The organism is Amycolatopsis endophytica (genome assembly GCF_013410405.1).
In the GTDB taxonomy this organism is placed as follows: domain Bacteria; phylum Actinomycetota; class Actinomycetes; order Mycobacteriales; family Pseudonocardiaceae; genus Amycolatopsis_E; species Amycolatopsis_E endophytica.
The window spans coordinates 4351959-4371104 of record NZ_JACCFK010000001.1 but is presented as its reverse complement, the minus strand read 5'-3'; the positions used below and the strand labels follow the sequence as shown (position 1 = coordinate 4371104).

Here is a 19146-nt window from a genome sequence, read left to right as displayed (position 1 = left end):
GCACCGTGCTGACCCGGCGCACGCTCCGGGAGTGCCGCGCCCTGGTGGCCGGCCTTCCGATGCCCCGTCCGTTTTCGGTGCCGGAGCTGGTCGAGGCTCTCGCCCGGCAGCGGGGGCGCCCGATCCACGTCCGGGCCCTGCCGACGGGCGCCGACGTGTGCGGGGTGTGGATCCGGTTGCCCGCGGACGACGTCATCTACGTCGAAGAGAAGACCAGCCGCCTGCACCGCGACCACATCGTGCTCCACGAGATCGGGCACCTTCTCCGCGACCACCCCGGCCCCGGCGGGGCGCACCCGCTGGCCCGCGTCCTGCCGGATCTGTCCCCCGAGCTGATCGAACGCCTCCTCACCCGCACGGCCTACACCACCGACGAGGAACAGGAGGCGGAGCTGATCGCGAGCCTCATCCGCACCGCCGCCCGCGCCCAGCGCAGCTGGACGAGCGGGGTGCTCGGCGAATTCGAGACGGCGCTCGGCCTGCGGGGCAGTTGGCAGTGACCCTCACCCGGCCCCCGTCCCGCAACGGCCAACACACCGCCCTCGCGGGCAAAATCGATGCCCGCAACGGCCAACACACCGCCCCCGGCGGCAAACACACCGCCGCGACCGTGTTTGCCGCTCCCGGCGCCGTGTTGGCCGCTCCCGGCGGCGTGTTGGCCCCTCCCGAGCGCGTGGTGGCGGCCGGAGTGGCGGGGGCCGGAGTGGCGGGGGCCGGAGTGGCGGGGGCCGGCGCGGCGCGGGGTGGCAGCGTTCCGGCGGGGGTGCGCGGGTGACCGGGGACGTCCTGCACACGATCGGGACGGCCGTGCTCGTGCCGGGGGTCGTCGCCCTGTGGGGTGCGCTGCTCGTCAGGGCAGCGGCGGCGGTCCGGGGCTCGGCGCCGCGGCGGCGGATGTTCCTCGCGGTCGCCGGGTTGGCCGCGTCGATCACCATCTACGTCGAGCCGGTCCGTTCGCTGGTGCACCACGCGCTCCACCTCGGCACCCGGTGCGGCGTCGTGATGAACGTGTGGGGTGTCCTCAGCTCGGCGCTCATCCTCGACTTCGTCCTGGCCGCCACGTCGCGCCGGCGTCCGGTGCTCGTCTATTCGGCGGCCGCGACGGTCGGCGTCGCGCTCCTGGCGCTCAACACGGGCACCTGCGTGACGTCCGCGGACGGGTCGCGGTTCGCGCTGTTCTGGTGCCTCCTCTGCCTCACCCACGTGCTGGGCACGGGGCCGTCGGCGCTTCTGTGCGCCCGCTACGCCCGCCGGGCGACGAACCTCCCGCTGCGCGCCGGGCTGTCCGTGCTCGTCACCGGGTTCGTGTCGTCGACCGTGTTCTGGGCGCTCGTCGTACCCGGCTTCCTCATCACCCGCGCCCCGTGGCTGCCCAGTGCGTTCCCGCTCAACATCGGCGTCACCGCCTGGGTGATGGCGCTCGGCATCGCCCTGCCGCAGCTGCTGCGCCTGCACCACGCGGCGGGCGACCGCCGGACACTGCGCCGCCTGGAACCGTTGTGGCGGCGCCTCACCACGGCCGTCCCGCAGGTCCGCCTGCCCGAGCACGGCCGGTGGACCAGCGACCTGAGGCTCTACCGCCGGGTCATCGAGATCCGTGACGCCGTCGTCGTCCTGCGCGACTACGCGGGCCCGGACATCGTCGAAGCCGCCCACGTGCACGCGCGCGACGACGCCGTGGCCACCGCCTGCTGGCTCCCCTTCGCCGAAGCGGCACAAGCACGCGGCGCCGCCCCGCACCCGGCCCCGGCGCCAAGCGACGAACCGGACGACTGGGCCGGGGAAGTCGGCTTCGCGCTCCGGCTCGCCGAGCACCAGAACTCGTCCGCGGTCCGGCACTTCACCGGCGGATCCGCGCGGTCCGGATGACGGGGTAGCGCCTACGAAACAGCGGCGGCGAAGAACCAGGCGACGGTCAACGCGCCCGGATCGACGACCCCGCGAGCGTGCTCCCCCACGTAACTGGCCCGCCCCCGCTTCGCCAGCAACGCCTCGGTCGACCGCGCCCCGGTATCGGCCGCGGCGGCGGCCTCCTTCAACGCCGTCTCCACGGGAGCACCCCGCTCCGCCGCGTCGGACAACGCACGAGCAGCGGGGACCATGGCGTCGACCATGGTTTTGTGCCCGACTTCGGCGCCGCCGAGCCGGCGGACCGTCCCTTCCGCCTCGGTCGCCGCCGTGGCCAGTGATCGCGTCGTCACCTCGTCGCCGAGTCCCTTCGCGAACTCGCGGAACCACATGCCGAACAGCGGACCGCTCGTGCCGCCCGTGTTGAGGAAGGCGTTGGACACCGCGGTGAACACGGCGCCCGGTGTGCTGGGATTCTCCGCGGAGAGGTTGGCGCGCACCCGGCCGAGAGCCGAACGCAGGTTCGTGCCGTAGTCACCGTCGCCTGCCAGGCGGTCGAGTTCGGTGAGTTCGGCGCCACGCTCGTCGATCACGGCGGCGAACCGGCCGATCCAGGCTCGAGTGTCCATAGTGGTCTCCTTCACCAGGTCAGGGCGGGGGTGCGCACCGGGGCGTCCCACAGGGCGGTCAGTTCGTCGTCGGCGCGCAGCAGCGTGATCGAGCAGCCGCGCATGTCCAGCGCGGTCACGTACGCTCCGACCAGCGAACGCGAAAGCCGCACACCGAGCCCGTCGAGGAAACCGGCCAGCTCGCGGTGCACCACCGACAGTTCCAGCCCGTGCGTGGCGCCCAGCCCGTTGACAATGGTGATCACCTGGTCACCCCGGCCCAGTCCGAGCGCCGCGACGAGCGGTTTCGCCAGCTCGGCAACCAGTTCCCGCGCCGGCGCGAACGGCCGTCGCCCGACCCCGTGCTCGCCGTGGATGCCGACGCCGAACTCGATCTCACCGTCGGGCAGGTCGAACGACGGCCGGTCCTGCCCCGGCTGGGTGCACGCCGCCAGCGCCAGTGCCATCGTGCGCGCCGAGGACACGATCCGGTCCCCCAGCGCGGCGACCTCGTCCAGCGAAGCGCCGTTCTCCGCCGCCGCGCCGCAGATCTTTTCCACCGCCACCACGGCCGCCGTACCGCGCCGTCCGGGTGCGCCGTCCTCCTGGCCGTCCGTGGCCAGGTCGTCGTCGACCAGCACGGTGCGCACGTCGATCCCGTCGTCGGCGGCCAGTTCGGCGGCGATGCGGAAGTTGAGCACGTCGCCGGTGTAGTTCTTGACGATCAACAGCACGCCGCGCCCGCGATCGGCCGCCCCGATGGCGGCGCGGATCTGGAACGCCGTCGGGCTGGCGAACACCGCGCCCGGAACGGCCGCGTCCAGCATGCCGGTGCCCACGAAACCGGTGTGCAGCGGCTCGTGCCCGGAGCCGCCGCCGGAAACCAGCGCGACCTTGTCCGCCTGCCGCGCCCGGACCACGTAGGCCGGGTCGTCGTGGCAGCGGACGAGATCCGGGTGCGCGCGCTGGAGCCCCTCCAGCGCCTCACGCACGAAATCGTCCGGATCGTTCACGAGCTGGCGTACCGCCATACCGCCCCTCCGTCATCGTCGACTGACATTCGACATCGTCGAATGCGGATGAACATAGAACGACCGGGGCCTGTTGTAAAGTGCGGCGGTGATCCAGTCCGTCGACCGGGCGGTCCGCGTGCTCGCCGTGCTGCAGGCGGAACGGCGGCTGAGCCTGTCCGAGATCGCCGCCCGGCTCGGGCTGGCACCGTCCACAGTGCACGGCATCATCAAGACCCTGCAGAGCCACGGCCTGGTGCTGCAGGACCGCGAGTCCGCTCGCTACCGGCTGGGCCCGGCCGTGCTCAAGCTCGGCAACGTCTACCTGGACACCCTCGAACTCCGCTCCCGCGCCCTGACCTGGGCCGCGGAACTGGCCCGCACGACCGGGTCCGCGGTGCGGACCGGGGTGTTGCTGCCGGGCGAGGTGATGATCGTGCACCACGAGCCGCGCCCGGACGGGTCACGTCAGATGCCGGAGGTCGGGATCGTCATCCCGGCCCACGCGTGCGCGCTGGGCAAGGCGATGCTGGCCTGGTCGCCGGACCTCGCGCCGGAGGAGCCGCGCAGCATGACCCGGGACACCGTGACCGATCCGGGCGAGCTGGCCGCGCACCTGGCGCGGATCCGCGACGAGGCGCTGGCGACCGAGGTGGAGGAGGCGGTGATCGGCGAATGCGGTGTCGCCGCGCCGATCTTCGACGCCGCGGGAGACGTCGCCGGGGCGATCGGGGTCGTGGTGCCGATGACGGACTGGCCTGCCGGACCGACGGTGCCCGGAGCGGTCCGCGAGGCGGCGCGGGCGGTCTCCCGCGAGCTGGGCGCACCGGCCTGGCCACCGCAGGCATGATCACCCGCCGCGCGGGTACCCGCCGCCCATGACGACCTCACCCTTCGAACCCGACCCCTACCTGGGCGAAGAGCGCATCGCCGCCGCGGACGCAGGCACCGGGGCGCCGGAACCGGCCCCCGGGTTCGGCGCCCGCGGCGAAGACCCGGAGAACGAAGACCCGGCGGACCAGGAGCGCGAAGACTCCTAATCCGCCGCAACCGGACGGGATCAGTACGGGCAGGTGGAGCGGTACTCGCTGATATCCGAATCGTTCGGCACCGGGCAGAGGAACTGGTCGTAGCGGGTGTCGTCGTCGATGAACCGCTTGAACCACGAGATCATGTACTTGGCCATCGTGGTGTTCGGCAGGTTCGGGAAGAAGTGCGACGCGTTGTCCAGCTCCATGTAGGCCTTGTCGAGCGTCCCGGGCAGCGTCGAGTAGAACGGCTGGGAATGCGACGACACGGGCGCGACCGTGTCGGCCTCGCCGCCGATGATGAACGTCGGGACCCGCACCCCGGAGAAGTTCTTGTTCAGGTCCCACGGCGCGAGCGGCACCGCGGCCTGCAGCGCGGGCCGGTCGTTCGCGGCTTCGAGCGTGCCGCCGCCACCCATCGAGTGCCCGGCGACGCCGAGGCGGCTGGTGTCGATCCGGGTGCGTACCGAGCTGCGCTGCGTCAGGTAGTCCAGTGCGGCCAGCAGCTGGTCGCCGCGGCTGGCGGGCTGGTCGTAGCGGGTGATGGTGTCGATGGTGAACACCACGAAGCCCTGGGACGCCAGGCGCGGGCCGATCCAGGCGATGCTGGACTGGTCGGCGGTGAAGCCGGGCGAGATCGCGACCGCGCCGAACGTGCCCTGGCTGGTGTCGGTCGGATAGTAGATGGTGCCGCCGCCGAAGCCGGTCACGACCAGCGAGGACACGCGGGTCTGCGACACGGCGAACGAGCCTCGGGAGGCTTCGATGCTCGACTCGGTCGGGTCGGGGCCGCGCTCGTAGGGGTTGTCCGCGGCCTGGGCGGGAACCGTCGCGGCCGCGGTGCCCGCGACCAGCGCCAGCGCCGTGACGAGCCCGGCCAGATGTCTTGGTGAACGTCGCACTGCTGGAACTCCCTTTCCGTGAGAGGGGAACCACGCAAATCTGGCAGGCTCCCGCCGGTGCGCGCATCGGTGAAATCGCCAGTCAGCGGAAGCGGGCGGCGAGCTCGACGCGCGAGCGCAGGCCCATCCGCGCGAAGATGTTGCGCAGGTGGTGGTCGACCGTGCGGTGGCTGATGACGAGCTGCGCGGCGATCTCGCGGTTGGTCGCGCCGCCGGCGACCAGCCGGGCGATCTGCAGCTGCTGCGGCGTCAGTTCCGCGGTCTTCCCGCAGCCCCCCACCGACTCCCCCGCCGCCCGCAGCTCCGCGGTGGTGCGCTCGGCCCAGTGCGGCGCGTCGTAGCGCTGGAAGATCTTCAAGGCCTCGCGCAAAAGTTCTCGCGCGGCACGGGCCTTGCGGTTGCGGCGCAGGCGGTGCGCGTAGAACAGCTCGGTCTTCGCCAGTTCCAGCGCGGTCTGGCTGGAGCGGTGCAGGCCGATCGCGGTTTCGAAGTGGTCGTCGGCGTCGGCGTCGCCGAGCAGAGCGCGGCAACGGTGGGACAGGGCCAGCCGCACGTCGCTGCCGGTGCTGCGGGCCCAGTCCTCGAACGGTGCCAGCGCCGCGGCTGCCTTGGCCTGCTGACCGCAGCGCGCCGCGGCCTCCACGAAGTGCGGCGTCGCCATCGCGCGCACGCCAGGGTGTACCCGCCCGGTCCCGGCGGCCATCAGCCGGAACCGGTCCAGCGCGTCCTCCGGCCGGTCGTCGGCCAGGTCCACGCACGCCGACGCCCAGGTGCTGAACGCGCCCGGCCTGCCCAGACCGCGGGTGGCGACCTCGTGTGACGCCGCGGCCAGGCGGGTCCGGGTGGTGTCCCGGTCGCCGCGCAGCGCCGCCTCCAGCGCGAGGATCGTCAGGTGGTCGACGGCCGAGTTGGGCTGGCCGATGGCCCGCGCCATCCGCAGACCTTCGAGCGCGTTGGACAACGCGCTCGAATGCCGGTCCAGCAACAGTTCGGAGAGCGCGACGTACACCAGGGCCCACGGGACGAGCGCGGCGGTGCCGCGGCTGCTCGCGCCGGTGACTGCGGCCACCGCCAGCTCGTGGGCCCGCGCGGCGTCGCCGAGGGTGTAGGCGGCCTGGCTCGCCCAGATCTTGGTCGCCGGTTCGTCGAGCATCTCGCCGAGGCCGACGACCCGGCGCAGCGGCCCGGCCGCGCGGTCGTGCCGTCCGCGGTAGGCGTCGCTCATGCCGGCGAAGTGGTCGAGCACGAGCCGGATCCGCGCGGAGTCGTCGGGACGGTGCAACCGCCGCGCCCGGTCGGCGATCGCGTAGTACCGCACGTAGTCGCCGGCCACGCAGCTCGCCTCCCCGGCGAGCATCAGCGCGGTGACCGCGAGATCCCGCTGCGATCCGGACAGCTGGTTCGCGGCGACCAGCAGGGTTTCGCTGGCCACCGCGGGCGTGCCTTCGCGCATTTCCAGACTGCCCTGCACCAGGTCGGCGATGCCGCGAACGGACGTGCCGCGAGCGAGCGGCCGGGCCTGTCGCAACAGCGCCCGCGCCCGGCGGGGCCGTCCGGCGAGCCAGAACTCCGCCGCCGATTCGAGCAGTTCCCCCGCGAGCTCCGGTTCGGCGCCACCGGCGAGCGCGGCCCGGTGCCAGGTGCACCGCAGCCGGTGCCGCACGGGGTCCAGTACCGACAGCAGCAGGGCGTGCACGGCGCGCCGGTCCGCCAGCGGTGCCTCTTCCCGCAGCAGGGTCTGCAGCAGCGGGCTGGCGGCGACGACGTGGTCACCGTCGAGCCGCACGAACCCGGCTTCGCGCGCGTCCTCCAGGGATCGGAGGTCCACACCGGACCGCCCGGCGGCGCGGACCATGGTGTCCACGTCGAGCCAGTCGTCGAGCGCGGCCATCAGCACGAGGTCGCGTGCGCCGGGCCCGAGTCCGGCGAGCCGTGCGCGGACGGACGCGCGCAGGCGGCTGTGCGGCGGGATGTGTCCGGTGGCGGCCAGTTCGGTGAGGGCGAGCGGGTTGCCCGAGGCCAGGTCGAGCAGGTCCGGGGCAGGGTCGGCGACGCCGTGGTCGGCCACCACCCGCGCGCTCGCCTCGCGGTCGAGCGGATCGAGCCACAGCCCGGGCAGCCCGTCGATCGGCCCGGTGGCCGAGAACAGCACGAGCACGGGCAGCGCGGACAGGCGCCGCGCCGCGAACGCCAGCGCTTCGCGGGACTCGGGATCGAGCAGGTCGGCGTCGTCGACCAGGCACAACAGCGGAGCAGGGACCTGGGCGATGGCCGCGTGCACCGTGTGCCCGAGCCGCAATGGGTCCGTGGGCGGATCCGCCTGGCCGGGCAGGAGCTGGAGCAGACCGCAGTGCGGCAAGCCCCGCTCGGACTCGACTCCCCGCGCGGCGCGGACGGTGAACCCGGACGCCTCGGCCCGTGCCGCCGCGAGCAGGGCGGACCGGCCGGAACCGGGGCCACCGAGGACCACGAGACCGCCGCCGCGCCCGTCCCGGGCATCCCCGAGCGCGCGGCGCAGGACCGTCAGTTCGCGGTCACGTCCGCGCAGAGCCACCTGGCCGACAGCATCGGCGCCCATGCCGTCATCGTGACCGACGCGCGCCACGGCCGGGAAGGGATCGAGACCGGAAACTCACCCGCTCACCGGTTTTTGCGCCAGGAACACGCACGCCCGTGACAAGTTACGGCTTGCGGCCCACCACGCCGACGATGCACTGGCCCGCGTCACTGAGCGGGTTGAGGCGCGGACCGTCCGGCCACCACGCGTCGCACGGCGCCAGCGCGCCCGGCTCGGACAGGGCGTTCGGCCTGATCAGTTCCAGGCCGGGCAGCATCGCGAGGATCTCCTCGCGCGTGCGGAACCGGCCGGCGCCCATCGGCCCGTTGACGAGGATGTCCTCGATCCGCTTCGCGACCTCGGTCAGCTGCGGCACCTCGGGGTCGAAGAAATGCGAGAACACGACGTAGGACCCGGAGGGCAGCGCGTCGATGTAGGCGCGCATGATGTCCACCGCACCATCGCCCTCGTAGTGGTGCAGGGTGCCGACGTGCAGGAGCGCCAGCGGCTGGGTGAAGTCGAGGTGCCGCCGCACGACCTCGTGTCCCAGCACCGCCGACGGAACGAAGATGTCGCCCTCGATCATGTGGACGAAGTCGTTCTCCTCCAGCAGCGCGCGGCCGTGCGCGAGGACGACCGGGTCGTTGTCGACGTACACGACCGTCGTCTCGGGCTTGGCGCGCTGCACGATCTGGTGCGTGTTCTCCGCTGTGGGCAGGCCGGAACCGCAGTCGAGGTACTGGGTCACCCCCGTCTGCGTGGCCAGGAAACGGCAGGCGCGGTTGAGGAAACCGCGGTTGCCGCGGGCGATGTCGACTGCCTCGGGCACCGCCTGGTTGATCTTCTGCATGACCGCGCGGTCGACCTCGTAGTGGTCCTTGCCGCCGAGGAACCCGTCGTAGACGCGGGCGATGCTGGGCCGCGTGGGATCGACGCCGACCGGCACCTGACTGGGTGACGAAGACATACGCACACCTTCCTCGGAGCGGGGTCCACACAGGGTAGTGGTACACGTCCGTGGAGTGAAACCACCCGTCCGTTCAGCCTACGGGCGCTTCTTCCGCCAGGGCAGAGGCCACATCGGGGTAGACCGGCAGCACCTCGCCCAGGCCGGCCAGACGCAGGGGCTGCAGCACCGTCCCGGTCGTGGCGACCACCCGCAGCGGCGTGTGGCTGCGGGTGCACCGGTCGTCCTGGTTGACCAGCAGGGTCAGCCCGCACCAGCCGAAGAAGCCGACCTCCTCCAGGTCCAGCACGACGGGCCCGGGCGGTGCGGCATCGGCGACCGCGGCGCTGAGCTCGTCCTGGAGGTGCACGAGTGAACTGAAATCCACCTCGCCGGCGACCCGCACGATCACCGCCTGACCGCGTACCTCGCGCGCGACCGTGATCAGGCCATCGGGAGAGGAGCTGACCGACATGCCGCTGCCCTCCCCTGCGCCCGTGCCCGGTGCGGTTTGTCCTATCACGCGACCTGGGGACTGTCCACCTGCCGACCGCCCTGACCAGGTGATCTGTCCTCGTCGGCCTCGTCGGGTCGCGGCATGACGATCCTGTTGCACGCAAGTTTCCTGCATTCAAGCTCTTGACATGACGTTTTCCTGCATCGACGATCCGTGTCATGCCTAAGGACGTCAAAACACGCGAGCTGGATCGCCGTATCGTGGCGGCACTGCAGCTCAACGGCCGGGCGTCCTGGGGCGCGATCGCCCGGCACACCGGCACCAGCGAGTCCACGGTGCTGCGCCGGGCGGGCCAGCTCACCGAGAGCGGGCAACTGCGCGTGATCGGCGTCGTCGACGTGCTGCGGTGCGGGCTCGGCGTGCCGGTGCTGGTGCGGTTCCGCTGCCGCCCGGGCACCGCGGGCGCGGTCGCCGAGGCTGTCGCGGCCCGTCCGGAAACGCGCTACGCGAGCGTGCTGACCGGCAGCGCCGACCTCACCGCCGAACTGGTGCTGCCCACGCACTCCGACATCGCGCGCATCCAGTCCGACGGACTGCCCGGCGGCGACGACGTCCTGGAGACCGAAACGCTCGCCGTCATGCGCACCTTCACCTCCAACCACGACTGGGACTCCGGCGTGCTCGGCGCGGACGCCGTCGCGGGCCTGCGCGGACGGGAGGTGCGGCCGTTCGAGGAGCAGCTGTGGGAGCGGCCGCCGGAGCAGCCGGACGAGCTGGACCTGGCGATCATCGCCGCGCTCGGCGAGGACGGCCGGATGTCGTTCAAGGAGCTGTCCCGGCAGGTCGGCGGCAGCGAGTCGACCGCGGCGCGGCGGGTGGACAGCCTCGTCAAGCGCGGCTGCCTGCGCTTCCGGACCCTGGCCGAACCGGAGATCCTCGGCTACACCGTCGAGTTCATGCTGTGGCTGTCGGTGCTGCCCGCCCACCTGGACGCGGCCGGGCAGCAGCTGGCGGCCCATCCGGGCACGCGCTACCTGTCCGCGACCACCGGCCGGTTCAACCTGGTCGGCCAGGTCGTGCTGCGCCACTACGGCGAGCTCTACCGCCACACCACCGATGTCGTGGGCGCGCTGCCCGGCCTGCGGGCCGCGGACGTCACGCTGCAGGTCTCCACCCTCAAGCGCGCCTGGACCCCCACTCCCCGAACCGTTCTGGAGGACGCGTGACCGAGCAGCTTTCCCCGTGGCAGTGGGACGAACCCACGTGGCGGGGCCATGTCGAGCGCGTGCGGGCCGGGCGGTCGCTGCGGCCGTCGTCGTGGCCGGGTGGCGCACGCGTCGCGGTGGCGTTGTCGTTCGACTCCGACCACGAAACACCCGCCCTGCGCGACGGTGAGGTGCTGCCCGGCAAGCTCGCCCAGGGCGAGTACGGCGCGCGGGTCGGCGTGCCGCGCATCCTGCGCCTGCTGGATTCCTTCTCCGCGCCGGCCACGTTCTTCATGCCCGCCGTGTCGGCGCTGCTGCACGACGGCGAGGTGAAGTCCTACGTGGATGGCGGGCATGAGGTCGCGCTGCACGGCTGGATCCACGAGCGCAACACCTCGCTGCCCCCGGAGACCGAACGGGACCTCGCCTTCCGCGCGGCCGACACGCTGGAGCGGCTGGCAGGCACCCGTCCGGTGGGCATCCGCACGCCGTCGTGGGACTTCTCCGCGCACACCCTGGAGATCACGCGCGAACTGGGACTTGCCTACGACTCGTCGCTGATGGCCGACGACGACTGCTACGAACTGCTGGCCGACGGCGAACCCACCGGGGTCGTCGAGCTGCCGGTGGAGTGGATCCGCGACGACGCACCGTATTTCATGATGGACCGGTTCGCGTCGCTGCGCCCGTACACACCGCCGCGCGGGGTCCTGCCGATCTGGCGTGACGAGTTCGACGCCGCCCATGCCGAGGGCGGGCTGTTCCAGCTCACCCTGCACCCGCACATCATCGGCCACCGCTCGCGGATGGCCGTCCTCGCCGAGCTGCTGGAGCACATCGGCGGTCACGACGTCTGGTTCGCCACGCACGCCCAGGTCGTCGCCCACGTCCTCGCCGAGCAGGAGACACCATGACCACCCGGGCCGCCACCGGGCAGGAGCACCGGCTCACTCCCGCCCAGCGCAAGGCGATCGTCGCCGGCGCGGTCGGCAACACCGTCGAATGGGTCGACTGGGCCGTCTACGCCACGTTCGCCCCGGTGTTCGCCGGGCAGTTCTTCACGCCGGGCAACGAAACCACCGCATTGCTGTCCACTTTGGCCGTCTTCGCGGTCGGGTTCGTCATGCGGCCGATCGGTGGCGCGGTGCTCGGCGCCTACGCCGACCGGCACGGCCGCAAGAAGGGCCTCACGCTCACCATTTCGCTCATGGCGGGCGCGTCGCTGGTGATCGCGGTGTGCCCGACGTATGAGAAGGTCGGCGTGCTCGCGCCGCTGGTGCTGCTGCTCGCGCGCCTGGTGCAGGGTTTCTCGGCGGGTGGCGAGTTCGGGTCGTCCTCGGCGTTCCTGATCGAGTCGGCCGCGGACGGCCGCCGCGCCTTCGCGGGTTCGTGGCAGCAGGTTTCGGTCGGCGCGGGCGCGCTGATCGCGTCGCTGCTGGGCACGGTGCTGAACTCGACGCTGTCGGAGCCGCAGTTGCAGAGCTGGGGCTGGCGCCTGGCGTTCGCCATCGCCGGGATGCTCGGCCTGGTCGGGCTGTGGCTGCGCCGCTCGGTGCACGAGACGGAGGCGTTCACCCGTATCAAGGACCGGCCGCGGGGCAACCCCCTGACGGCGATGTTCCGCGACCATCCGAAGGCCGCGCTGCGGGTGGCCGGGGTGACCATCGCCGGCACGCTCATCTACTACGTGTGGGTCACCTACATGCCCACCTACGCCCACCTCGCGACCGGGATCCCGCTGAGCGAGGCGCTGCTGGCCAACACCCTCGCGATCGTGGTGTTCCTGGTCCTGTTGCCCTTCGGCGGACTGCTGTCCGACCGGATCGGCCGCAAACCGACCATGGCCGCCTTCGCCGTCGGGTTCCTGCTGTTCTCCTGGCCCGCGTTCCACTTCCTGGCCGACAGCTTCTGGACACTGCTGGTCATCGAGATCGTGGGTATGGTGCTGATCATCGGTTACTCGGCCAACTGCGCCGTGATCATGGCCGAGCAGTTCCCCGCCGAGGTCCGCACGACCGGCATCGGGCTGCCCTACGCGCTGGCCGTGGCGCTCTTCGGCGGCACCGCGCCCTACGTGACGACCTGGATGAACACCGGCGGCCTCGGTCACCTGGTGTGGCTGTACGTGGCGATCGCGGCGCTGATCGGCGTCGGCGTTTACACGACGATGCCGGAGACCAAGGGAAAGGAGCTGTAGTGCGGCACGTGCTCGTCACCGGCGCCGCGAGCGGGATCGGGGCCGCGATCGCGGCGCGGTTCCGCGGCGACCGGCTGACCCTGGCCGACCTCGATGCGGAGCGGCTGGCCGCGCGAGCGCGTGCGCTGGAGGCCGCGTCGTTCGCGGGAGACCTGGCCGATGCGGGCTTCGCTTCGTCGCTTGTGGACTCCGCCGGAGACGTCGACGTGCTCGTCAACGCCGCCGGGATCTACCCGGCCACTCCCCTGCTGGAGATGACGGCGGCAGCGTGGGACCGGGTGCAGGACGTCAATGTGCGCGCGGCGATGCTGACGACTGTCGCGTTCGGACGGCAGTGCGCCGCGGCCGGGAAGCCCGGCGTGGTCGTGAACATCTCCTCCGGCGCGGCGACCCGCGCGCGCCCGGGTGCCGCCCACTACGCGACATCGAAGGCCGCGCTGGAAATGCTGACCAAGGCGTGCGCGGTCGAGCTGGGTCCACAACGGATCCGGGTGAACGCGGTGAGCCCGGGCTTCGTGACCGTGGACAGCACGGCCAATCCGGTCACCGAGGAGTACGCGGCCGCGGTGTCGGTGAACCCGCTCGGGCGGCGCGGTCTGCCCGGTGACATCGCCGAGGCGGTGCACTGGCTGGCGGGCGAGCAGGCTTCGTGGATCACCGGCGCCGTGCTGCGCGTGGACGGCGGCTCGACCGCGGGCGCGCCGGGGCTGCCGCTGCACTGGAACGGCGCGACAGCCGTTCAGGAGGGCGATGAACATGTCTGAGGAGTACACGGTCGTCGGCGGCGGGGCGATCGGCGGCACACTGGCGTTCCACCTGGCCAGGGCCGGGCACCCGGTCCGGATCGTGGACACCGACGCCGCGCACGTCACCGCGATCCGGCGTGGCGGACTGGTGCTGCGCCGACCGGAGGGTGACTCGTCGGTGGCGGTGGAAGCGTTTTCCCCCGACGACGCGCCCGCCCGGCTGACGCGAGTGCTGCTCGCGGTGAAGGCGCAGGCGACCGAGCACGTGCTGCCGTGGCTCGCGCCGCGGCTGGCGCCGGACGGGTTCGTGGTGTCCCTGCAGAACGGGCTGAACGAGCAGGCGATCGCGGCGGCCGTCGGCGCGGAGCGGACCGTCGGGGCGTTCGTGAACCTGTTCGCCGACGTCGTCGAGCCCGGCGTGATCCGGGACGGTGGCCAGGGCGCGCTCGTCGTCGGCGAACCGGACGGGCGGATCACGCCACGGGTCGAGCGGATCGTCGCCGACCTGCAGGCGTGGGGCCCGGCCAAGGCGACGGCGAACGTCGAGGGTTTCCTGTGGTCGAAGCTGGGTTTCGGTGCGATGCTGACCACCACCGCGCTCGCGGACGCGCCGATGGCCGACCTCATCGACCGGCACCGGCCGCTGATGGCGGCCGTCACGGCGGAGGTGCTGGCGGTCGCGGGTGAGCGGGTGCTGGAACCGTTCGACCAGTTCGACCCGGCCGCGTACCTGCCGTCGGCGTCCGCCGGTGAGCGGGAAGCGGCCACCGGCCGGCTGGTGACGTGGCTGCGCACCCAGCCGAAGGACCGCAGCGGCATCTGGCGCGACATCGCGGTGCGGCACCGGCCGGTCGAGGTGCACCACCACTACGGGCCGGTGCTGGCCGAGGCCGCGGAGCGGGGTGTGGAGGTGCCGTTGCTGACGGCGATGCTCGCCCTCTTGCGGGACGTCGAAAGCGGTCGCAGGCTCATGTCGGAGGATCACCTGGGCGAACTGGAGCGGATGCTGTGAGGGACGTTCGGGCGCTGCACGAGTGGGTGCGCGCACACCGTGACGAGCTGGTCGACGATCTGGGCCGCTACGTCGGCCTGGAGACGCCGAGCACCGACCGGCCGCTGCTCGATGCCGGACTGTCCTGGTTGGACGGATGGCTGCGGGCGCGGCTCGGTGAACCGTCGTCGGTGCGGGTGACCCACGGCGGGGACTTCGGTGACGTGCACGTCTACGACTACGCGGGTTCCGGCGCGGATCCGGTGCTGCTGCTGTGCCACTACGACACCGTATGGCCACAGGGGACACTGGCCGGGTGGCCGTTCACCGTGGACGGTGACCGGGCGACGGGGCCGGGTGTGTTCGACATGAAGGCCGGGCTGGTCCAGGTCGTATGGGCGTTGCGGGCGCTGGAGGCGGCGGGACTGCCGCGTCCGCCGGTGCGGCTGGTGCTCAACGGCGACGAGGAGATCGGCAGCCCGGTCTCACGCCCGGTGATCGAGGACGCCGCGTCCGGCGTCCAGGCGGCGCTGGTCTTCGAAGCCGCCGCCGACGGCGCCGTGAAGACGGCACGCAAGGGCGTCGGCATCTACCGGATCACCGCGACCGGGGTGGAGGCGCACGCCGGACTCGATCCGGGCAAGGGCGCGAGCGCGGTCGACGAGATCGCGCGAATGGTGCTGGCGCTGCACGGGCTGACGGATCTGCAGGCCGGGACGACGGTGAACGTCGGCGTGGTGTCCGGTGGTTCGCGGGGCAACGTGATCGCCGGTTCCGCTTCCGGCGAGGTCGACGTGCGCGTGTCGAGCGCGGCGGAGGCGGCACGCATCGAGGCGGCGCTGACCGGGCTGACGGCGCACGACGTCCGCGCCTCCGTCTCGGTCGAGGGCGGGTGGAACCGCCCGGTGATGGAACGCAGCGAGGGCATCGCGTCGCTGTTCTCGCTGGCACAGGGCCTGGCCGCCGAGCTGGGCGTGACGCTGCGGGAATGCGCGGTCGGCGGAGCCAGCGACGGCAACTTCGTGGCCGCGATGGGCCTGCCGGTGCTCGACGGCTTCGGCGCACTCGGCGACGGCGCCCACGCCCGGCACGAACACATCAGCGTGGAGGGCATGCTGGAACGCAGCGCGCTGGCCGCCGCCGTACTGCACGCGCTGGCCTTCCCCAATGCCGCACGGGGGAACGCCGGGGGTTGGTCAGCCGCCGGCGAGGAAGGCGCGTCCCCGCGGTGAGAGGCGGTAGCCCTTCTCCAGGCTTTCCGTCAGGCCCAGTTCCTTGAGCCACCGGACGCGGCGCTTGAAGACGTCCCTCGGCAAACCCACCCGCTCGGCCAGTTCGACCGCCCGCACGGCCTCGTTGCCCGCGATCAGCCGCAGGAACGCGCCCGTCCAGGGCACCTCCGCCACGCGGTCCATCCGCCACAGGGCGGCGCCGATCGCGGCGCGGTCGTCGTCGCTCAGGCCGGCGGTTCCGCGGAGCGCCACGCGCGGGTCCGGGCCGGCCATCCGCAGCCCGATGCGGTACAGCGTCCCCTCCCCGCGACCGGTGACCTCCGACGGGGAGGTGAAGCCCGCGGCACGGGCGTCGGCGTCGCTCACCGAGGTGACCTCCTCCACCGAGGTCACCTCGACCACCCCGGCCGCGGTGCGCATCCGCGAGCCGGGCCGCACGCACGGCGCGTCCCACCGGCGGAACGCCAGCGTGATGCTGCCGTCGGCCAGTCCCTCGATCGCCCTGCGGTCGAAGAGCATGCCCCAGTCTGCCACGCCGAATCCGTCGTGGCAGCCTCGTCAACGTCGGCTGAGCACCCGCGTCAACACGGATTCCAGCATCCCGGCCGGGTCCGGTGTCCGCGTCGTCGAGCGCCACGCGATGAAACCGTCGGGGCGCACCAGCAACGCACCACCCTCCGCCAGGCCCACGGCCTCGCGCCATCCGGTGTCCGGCAGGACCGCGCTTCCCACGTCGAGCCCCAGCCGGGCGCCGGCCTTGCCCGCCGCTTCGGCCCAGAGCGAGTCCGACGAGAACACCGTCAACCGTGACCCCACAAGATCCAGTGTGGACACGCCGGAGGAGACCCACCGGTGCGGCAACCGGGATCCCGGCGCCCCGTCCAGCGCGGCCACGACGTCCTCGGTGGACGGTGGCTCGACCACGGCGCCGATCACGGCCGACGAATCGTACCGGTAGCCCATCGTCACCATCGGCGCGTTCCACGCCCCCACCGCCGCGCGCTCGGCGACCGCGGAGGCGTCCCAGTGGATCCGCGGGTTCTCCCACCGCAGCGCCGCCTGCCGCGTCACGAACTCCGCCACGGCGTGCCGCTCGTCGTGGTAGGTGTCCAGCAACCCGTCGCCCGCGCGCCCGGACAGCACCATCGCCAGCTTCCAGGCCAGGTTGTGCGCGTCGGCCAGACCGGTGTTGAGCCCGAACGCCCCCAGCGGGGAGATCGCCCGCGCCGCGTCTCCGGCCAAAAACGCCCGCCCCGCCCGGAACCGCTCGGCCATCCGCAGCGTCGCGCGCCACCACTTCGCCGCGATCACGGTGACCGGCACGTCTTCTCCGAGCGCTGTGCGCACCAGGTCCTCCGGCGTGCCCGGCGCGGCGGTGTGCAGCACCCACCGCCGCTCCCCCACGCTCAACAGCATCCCCCGCACCTCGGGGTGCTCGATCTCGGCCATGGTCGGCATCGGCCCGAAGTGGCCGTTGAGGTCCGCCTCGAACAGGATGTTCAACGTCGGGGCCCCGACCTCACCGGGCCCGGTGGCGCCGATCCCGAGCGCGGGCCGGACGGCGGTGTTCACCCCGTCCGCGCCGACGAGGTAGCGGGTCCGCAGCACCCGACCGCCGGACAACGCGACGGACACCCCGTCGCCGTCCTGGTCCAGGCCGGTGACGGCGGCGCCGAATTCCACCGTCACGCCGCGGTCGAGCGCCGCGGGCAGGAGGGCCGCGTCCAGCCGGTCCTGCGGGTAGTGCCCGCGCGGACTCTCCGGGGAGACCGCGGACACCGGGTACGGCGCCCGGTCGCGATCGATCTCCGCCACCGTGCGCGCGTCGGCCTTCCACAGCGCGGTCGATCGGACCGCCACGGCTTCGAGCGCGGGCCCCAACCCCACCTCGCGGAAGAACTCCAACGTGCGCGGGCTGATCCCGAGCGCCCTCGGGTGCACCGACAGCTCCGCCCGGCGCTCCACGACGTGCACCCGCACCCCGTGGTGGGCGAGAAACACGGCAGTGGCCAGACCGACCGACCCGCCACCGGCCACCACTACGTCCGACATGCTGTTTCTCCCTTCGACTGGGAACAGTGTTCCCACTTATGGGCACACTGTACCCGACAGGTACGCTGTTCCCATGCCCTCGCCGAAGAACCCGCCGACCGCGGTCTGGATGCGCGACCGGAGCACGCGGACCCGGCCGGTCGTCACCGAGGACAAGATCGTGCGGACGGCCATCGCCATCGCCGACGCCGAGGGCCTCGACGCCCTGTCCATGCGCCGGATCGCGAGCGAGATGGGCTCCGGCACCACCTCGCTGTACCGGCACGTGGCGAGCAAGGACGAGCTGATCGAGCTGATGGTGGACGCGATCCACGGCGAGGAGGCGGCTCCACCGCCCTCCCCGGACGAGGACTGGCGCGACGAACTGGCCGGCCTCGCACGCAGGTCCCGCGTCGTGCTGCTGCGGCACCCCTGGCTCGCGCAACAGGCGGCCCGGTGGCCCACGCTCGGCCCCAACGTCATCGCGCGCGCCGATCACGAACTGGGCGTGGTCTCCCGGATGACGAACGACCCGACCCTCGCGTCACTGGTCGTGACCACGCTCAACACACACGTGCTGGGCGCGGTCTCCGCCGAACTGGCCGAGCTGGAGACGCAGCGCAGCACGGGCATGACCGAGGGCGAGTGGCGCGGCTGGGTCGGTGCCTACGTCCGGCAGGTCGTCGAGTCCGGGCGGTACCCGCACTTCAACCGCCGGGTTCTCGAGGCCGCCGACCCGGACTTCGACGCGCGGTTCGAGTTCGGGCTGGACTGCCTGCTCACCGGCCTCGAAGCGGCACTGCGCGGACCCTGACCGCGGGCGGATCCCGGGTCAGCCCGCCGCGAGCGCCTCTTCGACGGTGTCGTGCAGGTCGAGCACCTTGTCCAGCCCCGTCATGGTGAAGATCCGCCTCAGCGAGCCCGGGGCCACGATGCGCAGCACGATGCCCGCGGTGCCCGCGGTGCCCGCGGAGGTGAGCACCGCGAGCCCGGACGAGCCCAGGAACTCGACACCGCTGAGATCGATGACGACGAGTCGCGGCCGCCGCGCGGCGAGACGGCGGAAAGCGGCCTCCAGCCGGGGCGCGGTGGCCAGGTCGAGTTCACCGCTGACGGCGAGAACGGCGACATCGCTGCCCGGCCACCGGGAGCCGACGGAGAGTGGTGCCGACTGGGGAACGCCAGCCGGCTCCTCGGGAACGTGCGAAGCCCGGGTCATTGCGCGCTCGCCTACCCTCCGGGTCGCGACAGCATGATCGAGCGGCTGCCTGCTGAACCGCGTCCAACCAGCGTAGTCGACCCGGCGCCGGCCACACCACCAGGCACCATCACGCCAACGACTGTCCGCGCCCGCACCTCCGGAGAGCGGCGCCCAGCATCCGGGCGCC

At 72.5% G+C, this 19146-nt stretch carries 20 protein-coding genes; 11 read left to right on the top strand and 9 right to left on the bottom strand.

Going from position 1 to position 19146, the window contains the following annotated elements:
• The first annotated feature begins 5 nt into the window (after window positions 1-5).
• Window positions 6-500: a hypothetical protein gene (locus tag HNR02_RS21550; RefSeq protein WP_179774936.1), complete on the top strand. Its 495-nt coding sequence runs from the start codon at window positions 6-8 to the stop codon at window positions 498-500.
• A gap of 271 nt (window positions 501-771) precedes the next feature.
• On the top strand, window positions 772-1869 hold the full coding sequence (locus tag HNR02_RS21545; RefSeq protein WP_179774935.1) for an MAB_1171c family putative transporter: 1098 nt from the start codon (window positions 772-774) through the stop codon (window positions 1867-1869).
• Between the two features lie 11 nt (window positions 1870-1880).
• Here the strand turns inward: HNR02_RS21545 and dhaL are convergent, their stop codons facing one another.
• Together dhaL and HNR02_RS21535 are read right to left on the bottom strand one after the other, a co-directional pair.
• Window positions 1881-2477 carry a dihydroxyacetone kinase subunit DhaL gene (gene dhaL, locus HNR02_RS21540; RefSeq protein WP_179774934.1) on the bottom strand — a complete coding sequence of 199 codons (597 nt, stop codon included), beginning with the start codon at window positions 2475-2477 and terminating at the stop codon, window positions 1881-1883.
• 11 nt (window positions 2478-2488) lie between these two features.
• Window positions 2489-3487, bottom strand: coding sequence for a dihydroxyacetone kinase subunit DhaK (locus HNR02_RS21535; RefSeq protein WP_179774933.1), 999 nt, complete (start codon window positions 3485-3487; stop codon window positions 2489-2491).
• Window positions 3488-3575: 88 nt separating this feature from the next.
• On the opposite strand from HNR02_RS21535, the gene HNR02_RS36525 reads away from it, so the two are divergent.
• Both HNR02_RS36525 and HNR02_RS21525 read left to right on the top strand, forming a co-directional pair.
• Complete coding sequence (locus tag HNR02_RS36525) at window positions 3576-4316, top strand: IclR family transcriptional regulator (protein WP_179774932.1); 741 nt, start codon at window positions 3576-3578, stop codon at window positions 4314-4316.
• Between the two features lie 28 nt (window positions 4317-4344).
• Entirely contained in the window at window positions 4345-4506 is a 162-nt protein-coding gene (locus HNR02_RS21525; RefSeq protein ID WP_179774931.1) for a hypothetical protein, read from the top strand.
• A gap of 20 nt (window positions 4507-4526) precedes the next feature.
• Here the strand turns inward: HNR02_RS21525 and bdeA are convergent, their stop codons facing one another.
• The 4 genes from bdeA to HNR02_RS21505 form a co-directional block, all read right to left on the bottom strand.
• Window positions 4527-5396, bottom strand: coding sequence for a bis(hydroxyethyl) terephthalate hydrolase (gene bdeA / locus HNR02_RS21520; RefSeq protein ID WP_179774930.1), 870 nt, complete (start codon window positions 5394-5396; stop codon window positions 4527-4529).
• A gap of 82 nt (window positions 5397-5478) precedes the next feature.
• Window positions 5479-7974, bottom strand: a complete 2496-nt coding sequence (locus HNR02_RS21515; protein ID WP_179774929.1) for a helix-turn-helix transcriptional regulator — start codon at window positions 7972-7974, stop codon at window positions 5479-5481.
• Between the two features lie 103 nt (window positions 7975-8077).
• The gene (locus tag HNR02_RS21510; protein WP_179774928.1) at window positions 8078-8920 is read right to left on the bottom strand and encodes an SAM-dependent methyltransferase; all 843 of its coding nucleotides are present in this window, start codon (window positions 8918-8920) and stop codon (window positions 8078-8080) included.
• A gap of 73 nt (window positions 8921-8993) precedes the next feature.
• Complete coding sequence (locus HNR02_RS21505) at window positions 8994-9374, bottom strand: anti-sigma factor antagonist (protein ID WP_179774927.1); 381 nt, start codon at window positions 9372-9374, stop codon at window positions 8994-8996.
• A gap of 200 nt (window positions 9375-9574) precedes the next feature.
• Here HNR02_RS21505 and HNR02_RS21500 point away from each other — a divergent pair, with 200 nt between their 5' ends.
• Genes HNR02_RS21500 through HNR02_RS35110 form a run of 6 tightly spaced genes read left to right on the top strand, consistent with a single transcriptional unit; the run spans window position 9575 to window position 15727 of the window.
• Window positions 9575-10582 (top strand): Lrp/AsnC family transcriptional regulator, encoded by a 1008-nt coding sequence (locus tag HNR02_RS21500; RefSeq protein ID WP_179774926.1) that lies wholly within the window; start codon window positions 9575-9577, stop codon window positions 10580-10582.
• Window positions 10579-11475, top strand: coding sequence for a polysaccharide deacetylase family protein (locus HNR02_RS21495; protein ID WP_179774925.1), 897 nt, complete (start codon window positions 10579-10581; stop codon window positions 11473-11475). Before HNR02_RS21500 ends, HNR02_RS21495 begins: the two co-directional genes overlap by 4 nt.
• Window positions 11472-12758, top strand: a complete 1287-nt coding sequence (locus tag HNR02_RS21490) for an MFS transporter (protein ID WP_179774924.1) — start codon at window positions 11472-11474, stop codon at window positions 12756-12758. The genes HNR02_RS21495 and HNR02_RS21490 overlap by 4 nt, the downstream gene beginning before the upstream one ends.
• Window positions 12758-13522 carry an SDR family NAD(P)-dependent oxidoreductase gene (locus tag HNR02_RS21485; RefSeq protein ID WP_179774923.1) on the top strand — a complete coding sequence of 255 codons (765 nt, stop codon included), beginning with the start codon at window positions 12758-12760 and terminating at the stop codon, window positions 13520-13522. The genes HNR02_RS21490 and HNR02_RS21485 overlap by 1 nt, the downstream gene beginning before the upstream one ends.
• Window positions 13509-14516: a ketopantoate reductase family protein gene (locus tag HNR02_RS35115; protein WP_218903022.1), complete on the top strand. Its 1008-nt coding sequence runs from the start codon at window positions 13509-13511 to the stop codon at window positions 14514-14516. The genes HNR02_RS21485 and HNR02_RS35115 overlap by 14 nt, the downstream gene beginning before the upstream one ends.
• Window positions 14513-15727 (top strand): M20 family metallopeptidase, encoded by a 1215-nt coding sequence (locus tag HNR02_RS35110; protein ID WP_312861084.1) that lies wholly within the window; start codon window positions 14513-14515, stop codon window positions 15725-15727. The genes HNR02_RS35115 and HNR02_RS35110 overlap by 4 nt, the downstream gene beginning before the upstream one ends.
• Here HNR02_RS35110 and HNR02_RS21475 read toward each other — a convergent pair.
• Window positions 15692-16261 carry a hypothetical protein gene (locus HNR02_RS21475; RefSeq protein WP_312861083.1) on the bottom strand — a complete coding sequence of 190 codons (570 nt, stop codon included), beginning with the start codon at window positions 16259-16261 and terminating at the stop codon, window positions 15692-15694. The two genes, HNR02_RS35110 and HNR02_RS21475, sit on opposite strands and share 36 nt — an antisense overlap.
• 24 nt (window positions 16262-16285) lie before the next feature.
• The gene (locus tag HNR02_RS21470) at window positions 16286-17779 is read right to left on the bottom strand and encodes an FAD-dependent monooxygenase (protein ID WP_179774922.1); all 1494 of its coding nucleotides are present in this window, start codon (window positions 17777-17779) and stop codon (window positions 16286-16288) included.
• A 73-nt stretch (window positions 17780-17852) separates the two neighbouring features.
• On the opposite strand from HNR02_RS21470, the gene HNR02_RS21465 reads away from it, so the two are divergent.
• Window positions 17853-18572 carry a TetR/AcrR family transcriptional regulator gene (locus tag HNR02_RS21465; protein ID WP_179774921.1) on the top strand — a complete coding sequence of 240 codons (720 nt, stop codon included), beginning with the start codon at window positions 17853-17855 and terminating at the stop codon, window positions 18570-18572.
• An 18-nt stretch (window positions 18573-18590) separates the two neighbouring features.
• Here HNR02_RS21465 and HNR02_RS21460 read toward each other — a convergent pair whose 3' ends face one another.
• Complete coding sequence (locus HNR02_RS21460) at window positions 18591-18977, bottom strand: STAS domain-containing protein (RefSeq protein WP_179774920.1); 387 nt, start codon at window positions 18975-18977, stop codon at window positions 18591-18593.
• Window positions 18978-19146 lie beyond the last annotated feature (169 nt).

Excerpts from the sequence above, each read along its gene's own strand:
- dhaL (WP_179774934.1), bottom strand. The coding sequence starts at position 2,477 with ATGGACACTCGAGCCTGGATCGGCCGGTTCGCCGCCGTGATCGACGAG.
- HNR02_RS21535 (WP_179774933.1), bottom strand. The coding sequence starts at position 3,487 with ATGGCGGTACGCCAGCTCGTGAACGATCCGGACGATTTCGTGCGTGAG.
- HNR02_RS21525 (WP_179774931.1), top strand. The coding sequence starts at position 4,345 with ATGACGACCTCACCCTTCGAACCCGACCCCTACCTGGGCGAAGAGCGC.
- HNR02_RS21515 (WP_179774929.1), bottom strand. The coding sequence starts at position 7,974 with ATGGGCGCCGATGCTGTCGGCCAGGTGGCTCTGCGCGGACGTGACCGC.
- HNR02_RS21510 (WP_179774928.1), bottom strand. The coding sequence starts at position 8,920 with ATGTCTTCGTCACCCAGTCAGGTGCCGGTCGGCGTCGATCCCACGCGG.
- HNR02_RS21505 (WP_179774927.1), bottom strand. The coding sequence starts at position 9,374 with ATGTCGGTCAGCTCCTCTCCCGATGGCCTGATCACGGTCGCGCGCGAG.
- HNR02_RS21500 (WP_179774926.1), top strand. The coding sequence starts at position 9,575 with ATGCCTAAGGACGTCAAAACACGCGAGCTGGATCGCCGTATCGTGGCG.
- HNR02_RS21490 (WP_179774924.1), top strand. The coding sequence starts at position 11,472 with ATGACCACCCGGGCCGCCACCGGGCAGGAGCACCGGCTCACTCCCGCC.
- HNR02_RS35115 (WP_218903022.1), top strand. The coding sequence starts at position 13,509 with ATGAACATGTCTGAGGAGTACACGGTCGTCGGCGGCGGGGCGATCGGC.
- HNR02_RS21470 (WP_179774922.1), bottom strand. The coding sequence starts at position 17,779 with ATGTCGGACGTAGTGGTGGCCGGTGGCGGGTCGGTCGGTCTGGCCACT.
- HNR02_RS21465 (WP_179774921.1), top strand. The coding sequence starts at position 17,853 with ATGCCCTCGCCGAAGAACCCGCCGACCGCGGTCTGGATGCGCGACCGG.
- HNR02_RS21460 (WP_179774920.1), bottom strand. The coding sequence starts at position 18,977 with ATGACCCGGGCTTCGCACGTTCCCGAGGAGCCGGCTGGCGTTCCCCAG.